General features: G+C 69.0%; 18 protein-coding genes. 10 read left to right on the top strand and 8 right to left on the bottom strand.

All coding sequences use genetic code 11. The annotated features are described in order from the left end of the window. The first annotated feature begins 3 nt into the window (after positions 1-3). Complete coding sequence (locus AB0H62_RS31310; protein ID WP_220239853.1) at positions 4-846, top strand: alpha/beta hydrolase; 843 nt, start codon at positions 4-6, stop codon at positions 844-846. Beyond that, positions 843-1,511, top strand: coding sequence for a nitroreductase family protein (locus AB0H62_RS31305; RefSeq protein ID WP_360590022.1), 669 nt, complete (start codon positions 843-845; stop codon positions 1,509-1,511). Before AB0H62_RS31310 ends, AB0H62_RS31305 begins: the two co-directional genes overlap by 4 nt. Before the next feature lie 6 nt (positions 1,512-1,517). On the opposite strand, the gene AB0H62_RS31300 is transcribed toward AB0H62_RS31305, so the two are convergent. After that, positions 1,518-2,309 carry an alpha/beta hydrolase gene (locus tag AB0H62_RS31300; RefSeq protein WP_360590020.1) on the bottom strand — a complete coding sequence of 264 codons (792 nt, stop codon included), beginning with the start codon at positions 2,307-2,309 and terminating at the stop codon, positions 1,518-1,520. A 179-nt stretch (positions 2,310-2,488) separates the two neighbouring features. Here AB0H62_RS31300 and AB0H62_RS31295 point away from each other — a divergent pair, with 179 nt between their 5' ends. Next, positions 2,489-2,641: a hypothetical protein gene (locus AB0H62_RS31295; protein ID WP_220239855.1), complete on the top strand. Its 153-nt coding sequence runs from the start codon at positions 2,489-2,491 to the stop codon at positions 2,639-2,641. A gap of 37 nt (positions 2,642-2,678) precedes the next feature. After that, positions 2,679-2,924, top strand: coding sequence for a hypothetical protein (locus AB0H62_RS31290; protein WP_360590018.1), 246 nt, complete (start codon positions 2,679-2,681; stop codon positions 2,922-2,924). Positions 2,925-3,124: 200 nt separating this feature from the next. On the opposite strand, the gene AB0H62_RS31285 is transcribed toward AB0H62_RS31290, so the two are convergent. The 5 genes from AB0H62_RS31285 to AB0H62_RS31265 form a co-directional block, all read right to left on the bottom strand. Continuing rightward, positions 3,125-3,964: a sugar phosphate isomerase/epimerase gene (locus AB0H62_RS31285; protein ID WP_360590016.1), complete on the bottom strand. Its 840-nt coding sequence runs from the start codon at positions 3,962-3,964 to the stop codon at positions 3,125-3,127. Between the two features lie 37 nt (positions 3,965-4,001). Beyond that, positions 4,002-4,730 carry an SDR family NAD(P)-dependent oxidoreductase gene (locus tag AB0H62_RS31280; protein ID WP_360590014.1) on the bottom strand — a complete coding sequence of 243 codons (729 nt, stop codon included), beginning with the start codon at positions 4,728-4,730 and terminating at the stop codon, positions 4,002-4,004. A gap of 131 nt (positions 4,731-4,861) precedes the next feature. Then, on the bottom strand, positions 4,862-5,629 hold the full coding sequence (locus AB0H62_RS31275) for an ATP-binding cassette domain-containing protein (RefSeq protein WP_360590012.1): 768 nt from the start codon (positions 5,627-5,629) through the stop codon (positions 4,862-4,864). Positions 5,630-5,648: 19 nt separating this feature from the next. Beyond that, positions 5,649-6,641: a substrate-binding domain-containing protein gene (locus tag AB0H62_RS31270; RefSeq protein ID WP_360590010.1), complete on the bottom strand. Its 993-nt coding sequence runs from the start codon at positions 6,639-6,641 to the stop codon at positions 5,649-5,651. A gap of 30 nt (positions 6,642-6,671) precedes the next feature. Next, a complete protein-coding gene (locus AB0H62_RS31265; RefSeq protein WP_360590008.1) occupies positions 6,672-7,748 on the bottom strand; it encodes an ABC transporter permease in 1,077 nt (358 codons plus the stop codon). Between the two features lie 164 nt (positions 7,749-7,912). Here AB0H62_RS31265 and AB0H62_RS31260 point away from each other — a divergent pair, with 164 nt between their 5' ends. The 6 genes from AB0H62_RS31260 (at position 7,913) to AB0H62_RS31235 (ending at position 12,196) form a co-directional block, all read left to right on the top strand. Then, positions 7,913-8,647, top strand: a complete 735-nt coding sequence (locus AB0H62_RS31260) for an alpha/beta hydrolase (RefSeq protein ID WP_360590006.1) — start codon at positions 7,913-7,915, stop codon at positions 8,645-8,647. A 58-nt stretch (positions 8,648-8,705) separates the two neighbouring features. Further along, the gene (locus AB0H62_RS31255) at positions 8,706-9,401 is read left to right on the top strand and encodes an alpha/beta hydrolase (protein WP_360590004.1); all 696 of its coding nucleotides are present in this window, start codon (positions 8,706-8,708) and stop codon (positions 9,399-9,401) included. A gap of 142 nt (positions 9,402-9,543) precedes the next feature. Then, complete coding sequence (locus tag AB0H62_RS31250) at positions 9,544-10,287, top strand: alpha/beta fold hydrolase (protein WP_360590002.1); 744 nt, start codon at positions 9,544-9,546, stop codon at positions 10,285-10,287. Between the two features lie 214 nt (positions 10,288-10,501). Then, on the top strand, positions 10,502-11,341 hold the full coding sequence (locus tag AB0H62_RS31245; RefSeq protein ID WP_360590000.1) for a TIGR03621 family F420-dependent LLM class oxidoreductase: 840 nt from the start codon (positions 10,502-10,504) through the stop codon (positions 11,339-11,341). A 255-nt stretch (positions 11,342-11,596) separates the two neighbouring features. Then, positions 11,597-11,962, top strand: coding sequence for a transposase (locus AB0H62_RS31240; protein ID WP_360589998.1), 366 nt, complete (start codon positions 11,597-11,599; stop codon positions 11,960-11,962). Next, positions 11,963-12,196, top strand: a complete 234-nt coding sequence (locus AB0H62_RS31235; protein ID WP_360590302.1) for a transposase — start codon at positions 11,963-11,965, stop codon at positions 12,194-12,196. It begins immediately after the preceding gene. Between the two features lies 1 nt (position 12,197). Here the strand turns inward: AB0H62_RS31235 and AB0H62_RS31230 are convergent, their stop codons facing one another. Both AB0H62_RS31230 and AB0H62_RS31225 read right to left on the bottom strand, forming a co-directional pair. Beyond that, positions 12,198-12,617 carry a hypothetical protein gene (locus tag AB0H62_RS31230; protein ID WP_220239867.1) on the bottom strand — a complete coding sequence of 140 codons (420 nt, stop codon included), beginning with the start codon at positions 12,615-12,617 and terminating at the stop codon, positions 12,198-12,200. A 53-nt stretch (positions 12,618-12,670) separates the two neighbouring features. After that, complete coding sequence (locus AB0H62_RS31225) at positions 12,671-13,105, bottom strand: hypothetical protein (RefSeq protein WP_220239868.1); 435 nt, start codon at positions 13,103-13,105, stop codon at positions 12,671-12,673. Between the last annotated feature and the right edge of the window lie 130 nt (positions 13,106-13,235).

Raw genomic sequence — 13,235 nt, 5'->3', positions numbered from 1 at the left:
CCGATGACCTACCTCGAAACACCCGAAGTGGTGCTGTACTTCGAAGATCACCTCGCGAAGGGCGAGGCACCCGGCGACCCGCTCGTGCTGCTGCACGGCTGGGCGTGCGACTCGTCGGACTGGGCCGCGCTCATCGGGCGCTTCACCCCGCGGCACCGGGTCGTGACGGTCGATCTGCGTGGTTACGGCCGATCGAGCACCGGTGTGGACGGCTATTCGCCGGCGGTGCTGGCCCGAGACGTCGTCCGGGTGCTCGACGCGCTCGCGCTCGGACCGGCGGTCGTCGCGGGTCATTCGGCCGGTGCCGAGGTCGCCGCGACGATCGCGGTGACTTACCCGGAGCACGTGCGGGCGCTGGTGACCGTCGACCCGGCCTACGGTTTCGGGGCGGAGGCCGAGGACCGGCTCCGCGACGTCTCCCGCAGCCTGAGTGGTGCCGATCCCGTCCAGGTGGCCGTGGATTACTTCAAGGCGTTCGACGACAACCCGTCGACGCCCCGTGAGCTTGCCCGGCTGCACCGCGCGTCCGCGCAAAGGGCGCGTCCGGACGTGCTCCGGGAAATGTTCGACGAGTTCGCCTTCGGCGCGGACTCGTTCCACTTCCTCCCCGGCACCGGCGAGTTCCTGCGCCGGCGCCAGGCGCCGTTGCTCGCCATCTACCGCAACGAAACCCGTGGCGTGGTGGGGGAACAGTTCGCCGAGCGGGCCGATGACCAGGTCCTCACTTACTCGGGCGCCGGGCACTGGCTGCACCAGGAACAACCGGAGCGGTTCACCGCGGACGTCGAGCGATGGCTCGACGGCCTGGACCCCGACCACACCCCGACCACCGGAGCGCAGTCATGACGACGTCACCGCAGACTCTCGGCCTGTCCGCCGACGAGGTCCTCACCACCACCCGTTCGGTGCGTAAGCGCCTCGACCTCGATCGGCCGGTGCCGCGGGAGGTGATCGAGGAATGCGTGCGCGTGGCCGCGCAGGCACCGTCCGGGCGCAACCGGCAGCAGTGGGACTTCGTGTTCGTCGAGGAGCCGGACCGCAAACGGGCCGTCGCCGAGATATGGCTGCGCGGGCTGATGGCCGGGGACGGCTCCGGTTCGGCAGGCCCGCTGCCCACCCGGATGAGCTTCGCCTCGGCCGAGTGGCGGCGGATCGCCGAAAGCCTCGGGCACCTCGCCGAGCACCTGCACGAGGTGCCGGTGCTGCTGATCCCGTGCCTGCGAGTGGACGACCGGTCCTCGCTGGACACGATCCGCGGCCAGGCCGGCAATTGGGGCTCGGTGCTCCCGGCGTTTTGGAGCTTCATGCTCGCGGCCCGGGAACGCGGCCTCGGCACTGCGTGGACTACGGCGCACCTGACGTACGAGCGGGAGATGGCCGAACTGCTCGGCATTCCGTACGACACCGTCGTGCAGGCCGCGCTCACGCCGGTCGCCTACACGATCGGCACGAGCTTCAAACCGGGCTCCCGTGCCGACAGCCGCGACTTCCTGCACTGGGACCAGTGGTGAGCCTGCTCAGTCCGGCAACTTCGCGATCCAGTCCAGCACCAGCGTGGTGAACTCGTCGGCGCGTTCCTGGTGCAGCCAGTGCCCGGCACCCGGCCAGGCCACCGCTTGGCTGGCCGGGTGCGCGCACAGCGAGCGTTCCCAGTCGGCCAGTTCCGCGGAGCCGTGCACGGCCAGCACCGGGCAGCTGCGGGCGGCCAGGAACTCATCCGAGGCGGGTCGCACGCCGAACTGGCCGTCGCCGAAGTAGATGCGATGGAAAGCTTCCGCCAGGACCCGGGGCTCCATGCCCATGATCCGCCGGCCGTGCCAGGACCGCAGCCACGGCTGGGCGGACGGCTCCAGCGCGGCGAACGCGGTCGCGGCGATCTCGTTGCCCTCGTAGGTGCCCAGTTGTTCCGACAGGTTCGCGAGCGCCGCGGCCGTCGCTTGGCTGGTCCCATACGCGGGATCGACCGCGACGACCGCGCGGACCAGATCGGGGCGGGCGACGGCCAGCGCGGAGACCACATTGCCGCCGAGCGAGTGTCCCACGGCGACAACCGGTCCTGTGCCGAGCTGGTCGAGCAGGCCGGCAAGGTCCGCGGCGAACTCCTGCGGGGTGTAGCCCCACGCGGGCGCCGATGAGCGACCGTGCCCGCGCAGGTCCGGTGCGAGCACGCGGTGGCCGGCCGTGAACGCGTCGAACTGGAACAGCCAGTCGTGCGAATCGCAGGCCAGGCCATGGACCAGCAGCACCGGATCGCCGGTGCCCTGATCGGTGTAGAACAGCTCGGCCGGGCCGGTTTTCGTAGAGGGCATGGGAACTCCAACCACCTTCGCACGGAAATCGCGGACGCCGCACCGCCCGCCGCCCAACAGCATTGCTCCCGCACTGCGGGATCGGCAGCCGCACGTTCCACCGGGCGGAAGCCGCCCGGCGACCAATCGCCCTCAGCCGACGGTATACGGGCGTCGCCGCGACACAGGAAGAGGACCACGTGACGAAGCCCGACGACAACCGCCTGCTGATCCGCGAACTCGTGGAGAACTGGGCGCTCTGGCGCGACGCGGGCGACAGAGAACGCTTCGCGACCGTGTGGCACCCGGGGTGGGGGTGGATGAGCGCGACCTGGTTCAAGGGTCCGCCGTGAGTTCATCGAGGCCAGCCGCACGGGCTTCGAAAACGGCGTGAGCATCCTGATCTTCCTCGGCGGGCACACCAGCGACGGCGTGGGCAGCCGTGCGATCGCCCAGACGAAGATGACCATCTCCCAGCGCGCCGCCGTCGACGGTGTGCTCGTTGACGGCGTGTGCACCGGGCACTTCTACGACTCCTCGCAGTGCACCGGCAGCCGGGAAATCGCGCGCCGCCAGCCTCGTCGGCGAGGGAGGGGAGGCCGATGGACCGGATTCGCGCGCCGTTTGTCGATGTAGTCGGGCCAGCGCAGCAGCCGCGGGGAGACCCACTCCGGCGAACCCCGGGTTGTCTCCGCGGTGCGACGCGTCCGCATCACAGGAGTCCGAAGTGGACGCTGCGATGTAAACCGGGCATTTCCTACGTCAGCTGGATGTACCTGCTCGAGCCGCTACTGTCGACGCTGCCCGGCGTCACGACCCGCGAGCTCCACGCGCGATCACCGCAGGGTTCCGGGCTGCCCGAGGCTGGTGATCCACGGCGCGGTGGCGAGCTGCCCGTAGGTGGCCAGGGTCTTTTCGGCTGCGGCGAAGGCCGCCTTCGCCGCAGCTGCGGGCGGCAGCGCGTCGAGGTCGTCCGAGAACACTTCGACTGAAAGGGGTGCGGTGACCCCGTGCCGGCGCAAGGCGTCGAGCAGCTCGCCGGTGCTTCCGGCGCCGCGGCCGGGGAGGAGCCGGTGGTGCCGCGCTTCGGTGGTCAGGTCGGGGAGCGGCTCGGGCAGGACGTCGCAGAGCTGGATCGACGTGATCCGGTCGGCTGGGACCGCGGCCAGATCGGCCGCTTGGGCGTCGGAGCGGAACCAGTGCCAGAAGTCGATGATGACGCCGCCACCGGACCGGTCGGCGGCGGCCACGACGTCCCAGACTTGCGCGAGCGTGCGGGAACTGCTGTAGGGGAGGAACTCGAACCCCACGAGCACGCCGTGATCCGCGGCGCGATCGCACAGCCGGCCGAAGGACTCGACGAGCTCGGCCCGGGTGTGCTCGGTGAACATCGGGACGTTGAGCTGGCGGAAGCCGAGGGTGTCGGCCAGGTGGAACATCGCCGCTTCCTCGGGCGCCGGCTCGCCGGCCGCCCAGTCCCAGGTGTGCTCCAGCTCGAGGATGCGCAGGCTGTGCTCGTCGAGCAGGTCGCGCACAGCTTCGTCGGCCAGCCCGCTGCTGCGGTAGTCGTCGAGCCGCAGGCCGATCGCGGTGAAGCCGGCCCCGGCCGCGGCGCGGATGCGGGTGGCGAGATCGGCGTGGCGGAGGGTGTTCGCGCTGCAGGCCAAGTCTGGCACGAGCTCTCCCAGATTGATGTCCATCGTGGACGGTGCGTCAGTAGGTGGCGCGGCCGCCGGAGAGGTCGAACGTGAATCCGTTGGTAAAGGTGCAGTCCGGGCCCACGACGAAGGCGACCATGGCCGCGATCTCGGCCACCGTGAGGAATCGGCCGAGGGGGATCTTCGCCTTGCTGGCCGCGATGTGCTCGGGGGTGAGCTGGCGGAAGAACTCCGTCTCGGTGATCGCCGGGGCGATGCAGTTCACGAGTACCCCGTTGTCGCCCAGCTCCCGGGCGAGGGACTTGGTGAACCCGATGACGCCCGCTTTGGCCGCGGCGTAGGCGCTGATGCCCGGGTTGCCTTCCTTGCCGACGATCGACGACACGGTGAGGATCCGGCCGCGGCGACGCGCCTTCATCCCGGGCAGCACTGCCCGGGTGCAGAGGAACACCCCGGTGAGGTCGACTTCCAGCACCTGTCGCCAGGCCTCCGGCGGGTAGTCCTCCACCGGGGTGACAGGTCCGTTGATGCCGGCGTTGTTGACGAGGATGTCCACCTCGCCCACGGCTGCCACGGTGGCGGCGTGCGCCCGGGCCACCGAGTCCGCGTCGGTCACATCGACCTGGAACGCCGTGCCCGCCTCGGAAGCAACGAGTCCGCTGAGGTCACGGTCCCAGATCGCCACCGTGGCTCCCTCGGCGGCCAGCCGTTGCACGATACCCGCCCCGATTCCGCGGGCGCCCCCGGTCACCACGGCGGTGCGACCGGCCAAGGTTCGATCCATGACTGTGCTCTCCTGTCCTCGCCGAGACGGTTTCCGGCCATCGTCGGCGTGTGGCGGGCGGTGGCGGAAGGAGTGCCTTCCGCTGGGTGGTGTCTCCGGTGCGGCCGCCGGCGGCCGCACCGGAGCCGGGTCTACGCAGCGGTTTCCAGCCCGGTGATGAGCGCGATGAGCCGCTCCGTCGAGGCCTCACTCCGGTCGAGCACGCCGGCCAGCCGCCCGCGCCGGAGCACTGCGATGCGGTCGGCGATCTCGAGCACGTGGGGCAGCTGGTGGCTGACCAGGATCGTCGCGATCCCCTTGGCCCGGACCTTGTCGATCAGCGCGAGCACCTCCCGCTGCTGCTCCACACCCAGCGCGGCGGTCGGCTCGTCGAGCAGCAGGGCCCGCTTGCACCAGGTGACCGCGCGGGCGATCGCGATCGCCTGGCGCTGCCCGCCCGACAGCTTTCGGCATTCGCTGCGCAGGTCCGGGATCCGGATGTGGATGTCGTCGAGGGCTGCTCTCGCCTCGTTCATCATCCGGCGCCGGTCCAGCCACCGGACCCACCGTCCGGGACCCTGCCGGGGGCTCAGTTCGCGTCCGAGGAACAGGTTGTCGGCCACGTCGAGGTCCAGGGCCAGCGCGAGGTCCTGGTACACGGTCGCGATCCCCGCGGCCGTCGCGTCGGCAGGTCGTCTCAGGTGCCGGACCTCCCCGTCGATCATGAGGTGGCCAGAGGTCGGGGTGATGTTGCCGGAGAGGATGCCGAGCAGGGTGCTCTTGCCCGCACCGTTGTCTCCGACGAGGGCGAGCACTTCGCCCGGGTAGAGCTCCAGACTGATTCCGGCGAGGGCCGTCAGGCCGCCGTAGATCTTGGTGAGGTTCTGCGCGACGAGGATCGGTTCGTGCGTTCCGGTCATGTCGATGCTCCCGCGGGGGTCAGTTGATCGCCGGTCCATAAAGGAGCTCCTTGACGTCGGGGTGGTCGATGGTCTCGAGATCGGCTCCGACCGCGTCGAGTGTCACCTCGGGTTTGACCGCGGCCTTGTCGCCCCGCAGGTACGCGGAGGCGAACCGGATGGCGGTTTCCCCGGCGGCCTTGGCGTTCTGGACCACGAGGTACTGCAGTGACTTGTCGCGCAGGTACTTCACTTCGGTGGGGGTTCCGTCGTACGCGACGATGGGGACCGACCCGGTTCGGCCTGCGGCGGTCAGCGCGGCGGCGGCGCCTTCCGCGTTGACCTCGGTGACCCCGTAGATCCCCTTCAGGTCGGGGTAGGCGACGAGCAGGGAACGGGCGGCGGCCTGGGAACCGGAGGGGTTCCCGCCGGCGTTGTTCACGGGGGCGATCCGAACGTTGGGCGCGGCTTCGCGCAGGCCCGCCTCGAAGCCCTCGACGCGCTGGTCGAGGCTCGTGTTGCCGGCCATGATGTTGATGATCGCGACGGTGCCGGTTCCGCCGGTGTACTGGGCCATCTGCCGGCCCGCGAGCCGACCGCCCTGCAATCCGTTGCCGTGGATCTGGCTGACCAGGCCGCTGGGGTCGGCGAGCGTGCCGTCGACCGTGAGGACCGGGATCCCCGCGGAGAGGAATCGCTGGATCGGCGGGCGCATCGCGACCGGGTCCACCGGGGCGACGACCAGGAGGTCGGGCCGCTGGGTGAGGACCGCGTTGAGCACCCTCGTCTGATCTGTGGCAGAGAAGTTGGGAGATCCCTGGTGGACCAGGGTGATGCCGTCGCGGGCCGCGCCCGGCTCCATCGAGCGCTTGATGGTGTCGAAGTAGGGGTTCTGAGTGACGCCGGGGACGTAGACGACGGTGAACTTTTTCGTCGCCGAGTCACTGGTCGAAGTGCCGCCGCTGCACGCGGCGAGCGCGGCGGCGGTGACGGCGGAGAGAGTGAGCGCGAACGTTCTGCGCCAACGGGGCATGGGGGTCTCCTTGGTCCGGAAGGGGTGGGGTCACGCGGAGCGGGCGGCGCGGACCCGCTGCTGGTCGGCGAGCACGGCGCCGACGAGGATGGTGCCGACCGCGATGAGCTGCCACGCGGAGTTCGCCTTGGCGATCACGAGCCCGGTCTCCAGCACGGCGATGATGGCGGCGCCGATCGCGGTGCCGGCGATGGAACCGCGTCCACCGGACAGGCTCGCCCCGCCGATCACGACGGCGGCGATCGCGGACAGTTCGTCGCTCTGCCCCGCGGTGATGGTCGCCACCCCGAGCTGTGCCATCGCGAGGTAGCCGGCCAGGCCCGCGACGAGTCCCGACAGCACGTAGGTGCGCACGAGCTGGGCCCGTACGTCGATGCCCGTCCGGACGGCTGCCTGGGCGTTGCTCCCGATGGCGTGTGCCCGGCGTCCGTACCGGGTCTTCGCCAGGAACACCCAGGCGACGACGGTCACGGCCACCGCTACCGCCACCGGGACGGCGAGCCACCCGTCGGCCAGGAGCAGGTTGCCGATCTCCGAGAGCCGAGGAGGGAGGTCGGAGATGTCCTGACCCCCGTTGAGCAGCAGGGTCGCGCCCTCGGCCACACCCAGCGCCCCGAGCGTCACGATGAACGGGGTGACTTTGAAGCGGGTGATCACCAGTCCGTTGACCAGGCCGAAGAGCGCTCCGACGGCCAGGGAAACCACGAGCCCGGTGACCATGACCAGCCCGGCTCCGGAGCCGGTGCCGAGCAGGCTGCGCATCACGACGGCGGAGACCATGCCGGAGAACCCGAGCACGGCGCCGATCGAGAGGTCGATTCCGCCGGAGACGATCACGAACGTCTCCCCGACGGCGAGGAGGAGGATTTCGGTGCCGCTGACGGAGATCGCCTGCCAGCCCTGCTTGGTCAGGAAGTTGTCCGTCGTGGCGGCGAAGCCGACGATGATGAGCACGAGCACGCCGAGCGTCCACAGGCTGGCGTTGCGTTCGAGGAAGTCCGGCAGGGGCCGGGGTCTCCGAGAGATGAGCTCCGGGATCGCGGTTGCCGGTTGCGGAGGATCGCGGTGGACCGGTGCCGCTGTCCGCTTCGGGGACGGGACGTTCATGCAAGCTCCTTGTCGGCGTTGACTCCAGGGGCGGTGTGGTGAGGGTCGCCGGTGGATCAGGCAGGGCCGAGCGGGCGCTTCCACCCGGTGGAATTCGCGCGACGGCAGGAAAGTGACGCCGCCGGTACGGTCCGGCGACCAGTCGCTCTCGAAAGGAACACCCGGTGTCCGGTTCGGACTCACAGCGGAAGTCGTTGCCCACCATCGTCCTCGTGCCTGGGATGTGGCACGCCGCTTCGGCCTGGGAGGCCGTGGTGAAGCTCTTGGAGGCCGACGGATTTCCGTGCGTGCCGGTGACGCTGCCCGGGCCAGGGCGGGCCGGGGGAGACGCCACCTTCCACGGGCACCGCGACCACCTCGAGCGGGTGCTCGCCGGAGTGGCGGGTGGCGTGGTTCTCGTCGGGCATTCCTACGGCGGTGCCGTGATCGGCGAGATCCGAGCGGTACCCGCGGTGCGCTCGATGATCTTCGTGGCGGCGTTCTGCCTTGAAGTGGGGGAATCGGTCGCCGCCGTGAACGACGCACAACCGGGTTCCGACGCGGGTGCCTCGGCCATCGTCCGGTCGGGGGACTACCTGTCCATGGCGCCCGAAACCGCGAAAGACGCGTTCTACCACGACTGCCCGCCCGCCGTAACGGAGCAGGCGGTCGCGAGCCTGACGCCGGAGTTCCACGACACTCGCACCACCCGGGCGACCCGAGCCGCTTGGCGGGAAGTGCCGTCGCACTACGTGGTGTGCACTCAGGATCGCGCGATCGTGCCGGACGTGCAGCGCGCCTTGGCAGCACGGCTCGACTCGGTCCGGGAGATCGATTCCGGCCACTGCCCGATGCTGTCGCAACCGGACCGGCTCGCCGGGATCATCGCGGATGTGGCGGTGCGGACGACCCGCCAGTGAAGCCAGGACTGGAGAAGTATCCGTCACCAAGCCGGGTTCCCGGCACGGAGGAGATCTCATGACGCGATTGCACGTCGAGGAGTACGGCGACGGCGAGCGCACGGCCGTGCTGATCCACGGCCTCTCGTCGAGTTCGGCCACCTGGCAGCGGCTCGTTCCCGAGCTGACCCGCGCGGGCTATCGGGTCCTCGCGCCGGATCTCGCGGGCCACGGGCGTAGTGCTCGCACCCGCTACAGCCGGGAGCGGTGGGCCGAAGACCTGCTCGAAACCTTGCCGGCCGAGCCCGAACTGGCGATCGGGCATTCACTGGGCGGTGTGCTGCTCGCCATGATCGCCGAGCGGCTCCGACCTGCCCGCGCGATCTACGCCGATCCGGCCTGGTACCCGTGGCAGGGCGTCGGCTACGGCGAGGCGCAGCCCGCGATCCGAACCGCCAAGGGGTGGTCGCACGCCGACGCGCGAGCCGCACATCCACAGTGGAGTGACGAGCTGGTGGCGGCCAGGGTGGCGGAACTCGGCACCTGGGACCCGGAGACGACTCACATGGACTACCTCGAGACCGCCTACGTCCCGGTGTTCCCGGTCGTGCCGTCGCTGATCGTGCGGGCCGGCACGAGCGACCTGATCGCTCCGGCTCTCGCCGACCACTTCCAAGACGTCGGGTTCACCCTCCGGACGGTGCCGGGCACCGGTCACTTCCTTCACCTGGACGACCACAAGGGATTCGTCGCGGCGCTCGACGGCTGGGTGTGACGCGTTCGACCATGCCCGCCGGGCATAGTCGCGGTGCTTCAGAGGCATTTTCGCGGCGCTCGCGGCGGGGGCAAGATCGAGGGCGTGGCTCCGTCGGTGCTCGGCTCCGGGGTCACGTCCCTTTGCGACAGTCAGGACGACGATGGAATTGCACGTTCGCCGCTGGACGGGAGGTGCCAGGACCGCACTGCTCGTCCACGGGCTCTTCAGCGACGGTGCTTCGTGGCACCGGCTGGGCCCCAGTCTGGCCGAGCGCGGGTACACGGTGCTGGCGCCGGACCTGCGTGGTCACGGCCGGAGTCCGCGCGGCCGGTACTCGCCGACCGACTGGGCGCTCGACCTGATCGACACGGTCGGCGACACCCGGATCGATCTCGCAGTCGGGCACTCGCTGGGCGGTCTCGCGCTCGCGGTGGCGGCGCACGCCATCCGGCCGGGCAGTGCGGTGTACCTCGATCCGGCGTGGCGGATGTCGGCCGAGCAGGACAAACGGTCCCGGGTCGAGTGGAGTTCCTGGCTGGAGTGGACCGAACCGGCTCAGCTCCGCGCGCGCCTGGGTGAAAGCTGGCCCGAGGACGACCTGGCCCTGCGCTGGGACTCTATGTGGCGGACCGACCCCGCGGCCATCCCCGGGCTCGCCGCCGGTGCCGGCTACGACCACTCCCCGGAACCGGCGCCGTGGCCGGCGCTTGTCCTGGGTGCCGACGGCAGTGAGTACATCACCGAAGCGCATGCGCAGGAACTGCGGGCTCGCGGCGTGACGGTCGAGACGGTCGCCGGTTCGGGGCATTCCTGGTTCCGTGAGAACTTCGCGGGGTTTCTCCGTCGCCTGGATCGCTGGCTCGCACCAGCGGGCGCTCGCCGGCCGCGAGAAGGAGATTCATGAAGCCGTGACGTGATCACGTTGCGGCTTTGTTCCCACCCTTAAGATGACCGGTCATATTCTGGTGTCGGGTCACCGTGCTCGGCGACGACGACACCCTCGTTCAGAAGATCCGCCTGATCATCGAGGTCCGGTCGTGGGCCGAGGCGCTGGGGGAGTACCACCACATCAGGCCGGGCCAGGTTCCATGGCCCACCAGCAAAACAAGGAGAAATTCATGACGAACCGTCCCTTCCGCTTCGGCGTCAGCCTCCTGGCCACCGGCTCACGCTCGACGTGGCAGGCCAGGGCCCGGCAGGCCGAAGATCTCGGCTACGACACCTTGCAGGTCCCCGACCACCTCGGTATGCCGGCGCCGTTCCCCGCGCTGGTTTCCGTGGCCGAGGCGACCTCACTGACCGTGGGCACGTACGTGCTGAATGCCGGATTTTATCGTCCGGCTCTGCTCGCCCGTGACGTCGCCGACACGGCTCTCCTCACGGACGGCCGGCTGGAGGTGGGCCTCGGTACCGGCGCTATCGCGGCGGAGTTCGAGGCCGCCGGGGTGCCGTTCCCCAGCGGGGGAGCGCGGGTCGAGGGCCTGGCCCGCACTGTCGCCGAAATGAAGCAGGCCCTCGCGGCCGTCGGTGTCCCGGTCCCGCCCTTGCTGCTGGCCGGCGACGGCGACCGCATGCTGCGGCTCGCGGCGCGGGAAGCCGACATTGTGGGCCTGTCGCTCCTGTCCGCGACCCGGCCCGGTGCGGACCCGGCGAAGGTGCTGGACGACCGCGTCTCGTTCGTCCGGATGGCAGCGGGTGATCGACTCTCCGCCTTGCAGCTCAATCTTTTCGTCTCAACCGTGTCGGTTTCCGGGGAGGTCGACCTGTCCTTCGCCCGCGCGGCGGCCCCCGACCTTCCTGAGGAACACCTGCTGTCCCTGCCGGGCGTGCTGGTCGGCTCCGCCCGCACGATCGCAGACCGGCTGCTGGACTACCGCGAGACCCATGGCATCACCTACCTCAGCGTGCTCGAGCCGGCCATGCAGGAGTTCGGAAAGGTCATCGAACTCCTCCGCTGAGGCCGGCTGTCCACAGTGGCCGGAAAGATCGTCGAAGGGAGCCACCCTCCGTGATCTGGTCCCTGGTCGAACTGCGCTGCGAGCCCGGATAGGTCGAAGCCGCCGCGCGGCCAGCACATCGTCCAGGGCGTCTGAGCCGATGAACATCCGGAAGGGACGATTGTGAAGGCGTTCGTGTTCGAGGGCATCGGGGAACGGGCCGAAATGCTCCGGGGACCTTCCGGATCCACGGCCGTGGCGCGGTGAGGTGATCATGTGGATCCTCGCCGCTCCGGTGCACACCTCGGACCTGCATCTCGTGCGCGGCCGGTACGGGCGCCGCCCCGCGTAAGGGGATGCAGCGACGACACCGAAACCCCCGCCCTCGACGGAGAAGGACTTGGCCGGTCCCGAGGCGGACTGAGCACCAAGATTCACCTCGCCGTCGACGGGCGCGGTCTGCCGATCCGGTTCCTGCTCACCCCAGGCCAAGCTGGAGGCAACACGCAGCTGCTGCCGCTGCTGGACGGCATCAGCGTCGCCCGCCCCGGACCAGGCCGGCCCCGCTGCCGGCCGGAGACGGTGATCGCGGACAAGGCGTATTCGCATCCCTCGACCCGGCAGGCGATGCGAGACCGGTAGATCGCCTTCGTCAGCCCGCAGCGCGATGACCAGATCGCCCGCCGTGTCGCCAAAGACTCCCGCGGCGAGCGACCACCGACCTTCGACGCCGAGGTCTACAAGCAGCGCAACGTGGTCGAACGCTGCTTCAACCGACTCACACAATTCCGCGACCTGGCCACCCGCTACGCCAAACGCGCCGCCTACCACCAGGCCGAACTCAATATCGCCGCCATCGTGCTCTGGCTCCGATAACTTACAGCACACCGCCTAGGTACCTGGGCCAGAAGTCCGAACCTGGAGAGGGTGGCGTGATTCTCCAGATGAAGGGATTCGTCCTGTACAACTCACTTAGTCGGTCGTCGCGCCAGCTCTCGTAGGCGAAGTCCTCGTCAACCGGGAAGCGATCCTCGGGGGTGTCGAGGTCGAGGTAGTGCTCCCTCCCAACGTCGACGAGATCAAGCTCGTCACCTTCGAGCTCCAGGCTGCGGACGGAGCAGCTGAACGAGTCCGCGTAGGACATGGGAACCCGTTTCCCGGTCGCGGCGTCGGTAGCGACACCCCAGTCGCTCTCGGTCGCCCCGTGTAACCCTCCACTGCCCTCGCAGGCGCGGCAGCCGACGGCCATGTCGTCGTCGGAGTAGATAAGTGTAGTCGCGCCAAACGCGGCGACCATGCCGCCCCGTTCCGACGACGGCAGTTGACCGATGACATCTCAATCCTCTTTGGTCATGACCTCGTCCTTACTTCCACCCGAATTCCATAGTTCTCGAACAGCTCAGACGCGAGCTCGGGACCACAGTACTTCGGAAAATGATTCCAGTACCACGCCGTGCCATCGTCAATACTACTTCTGTCAATACGGGGATTTTGGTCAAAATCCAGGCATTGCGCGAATAGTGCATCGATTCGAGCAACGTCGCCGGCGATATCGATCACTTCCCGAAACGCGATCATTTGTCGATGTTTGAGCAATCCAGACAGAACACTTCGAACCCCGAGTCGCCCATAGTACTCGTCCAGCGATCCACCAAATGAGGCCTCGCATTCGCTGGCAAATCCATCCCACTTATCCACCAGGGTTCGAGGCGTGTCTCGCACCTTCGATGCCGGCGAAAGTCCGAATTCTTGTAGACGAAGCGTGAAACTCTCATCGAAATCCATTTTGCTCTCACTTTCAAGCCGCGAATCTCGGGCTCGAAGCTGGCATCCCGGCCGCGCGACACACCGGTCTGCACCCGAGACGACGTCGGTGGGCACCGGTCTTGGATCGGTGTCGTTGGGGCGAGTTACT

This window comes from Amycolatopsis sp. NPDC050768, from assembly GCF_040654155.1.
Classification (GTDB): domain Bacteria; phylum Actinomycetota; class Actinomycetes; order Mycobacteriales; family Pseudonocardiaceae; genus Amycolatopsis.
Note: the sequence above shows the minus strand (reverse complement) of the source record. Positions and strands in the feature narration are given on the sequence as shown.

Coding starts and splice junctions, on each gene's coding strand:
- AB0H62_RS31230 (WP_220239867.1), bottom strand. CDS start 12,617: ATGGTCGCCGCGTTTGGCGCGACTACACTTATCTACTCCGACGACGAC.
- AB0H62_RS31245 (WP_360590000.1), top strand. CDS start 10,502: ATGACGAACCGTCCCTTCCGCTTCGGCGTCAGCCTCCTGGCCACCGGC.
- AB0H62_RS31270 (WP_360590010.1), bottom strand. CDS start 6,641: ATGCCCCGTTGGCGCAGAACGTTCGCGCTCACTCTCTCCGCCGTCACC.
- AB0H62_RS31300 (WP_360590020.1), bottom strand. CDS start 2,309: ATGCCCTCTACGAAAACCGGCCCGGCCGAGCTGTTCTACACCGATCAG.
- AB0H62_RS31280 (WP_360590014.1), bottom strand. CDS start 4,730: ATGGATCGAACCTTGGCCGGTCGCACCGCCGTGGTGACCGGGGGCGCC.
- AB0H62_RS31250 (WP_360590002.1), top strand. CDS start 9,544: ATGGAATTGCACGTTCGCCGCTGGACGGGAGGTGCCAGGACCGCACTG.
- AB0H62_RS31275 (WP_360590012.1), bottom strand. CDS start 5,629: ATGACCGGAACGCACGAACCGATCCTCGTCGCGCAGAACCTCACCAAG.
- AB0H62_RS31310 (WP_220239853.1), top strand. CDS start 4: ATGACCTACCTCGAAACACCCGAAGTGGTGCTGTACTTCGAAGATCAC.
- AB0H62_RS31225 (WP_220239868.1), bottom strand. CDS start 13,105: ATGGATTTCGATGAGAGTTTCACGCTTCGTCTACAAGAATTCGGACTT.
- AB0H62_RS31255 (WP_360590004.1), top strand. CDS start 8,706: ATGACGCGATTGCACGTCGAGGAGTACGGCGACGGCGAGCGCACGGCC.
- AB0H62_RS31265 (WP_360590008.1), bottom strand. CDS start 7,748: ATGAACGTCCCGTCCCCGAAGCGGACAGCGGCACCGGTCCACCGCGAT.
- AB0H62_RS31305 (WP_360590022.1), top strand. CDS start 843: ATGACGACGTCACCGCAGACTCTCGGCCTGTCCGCCGACGAGGTCCTC.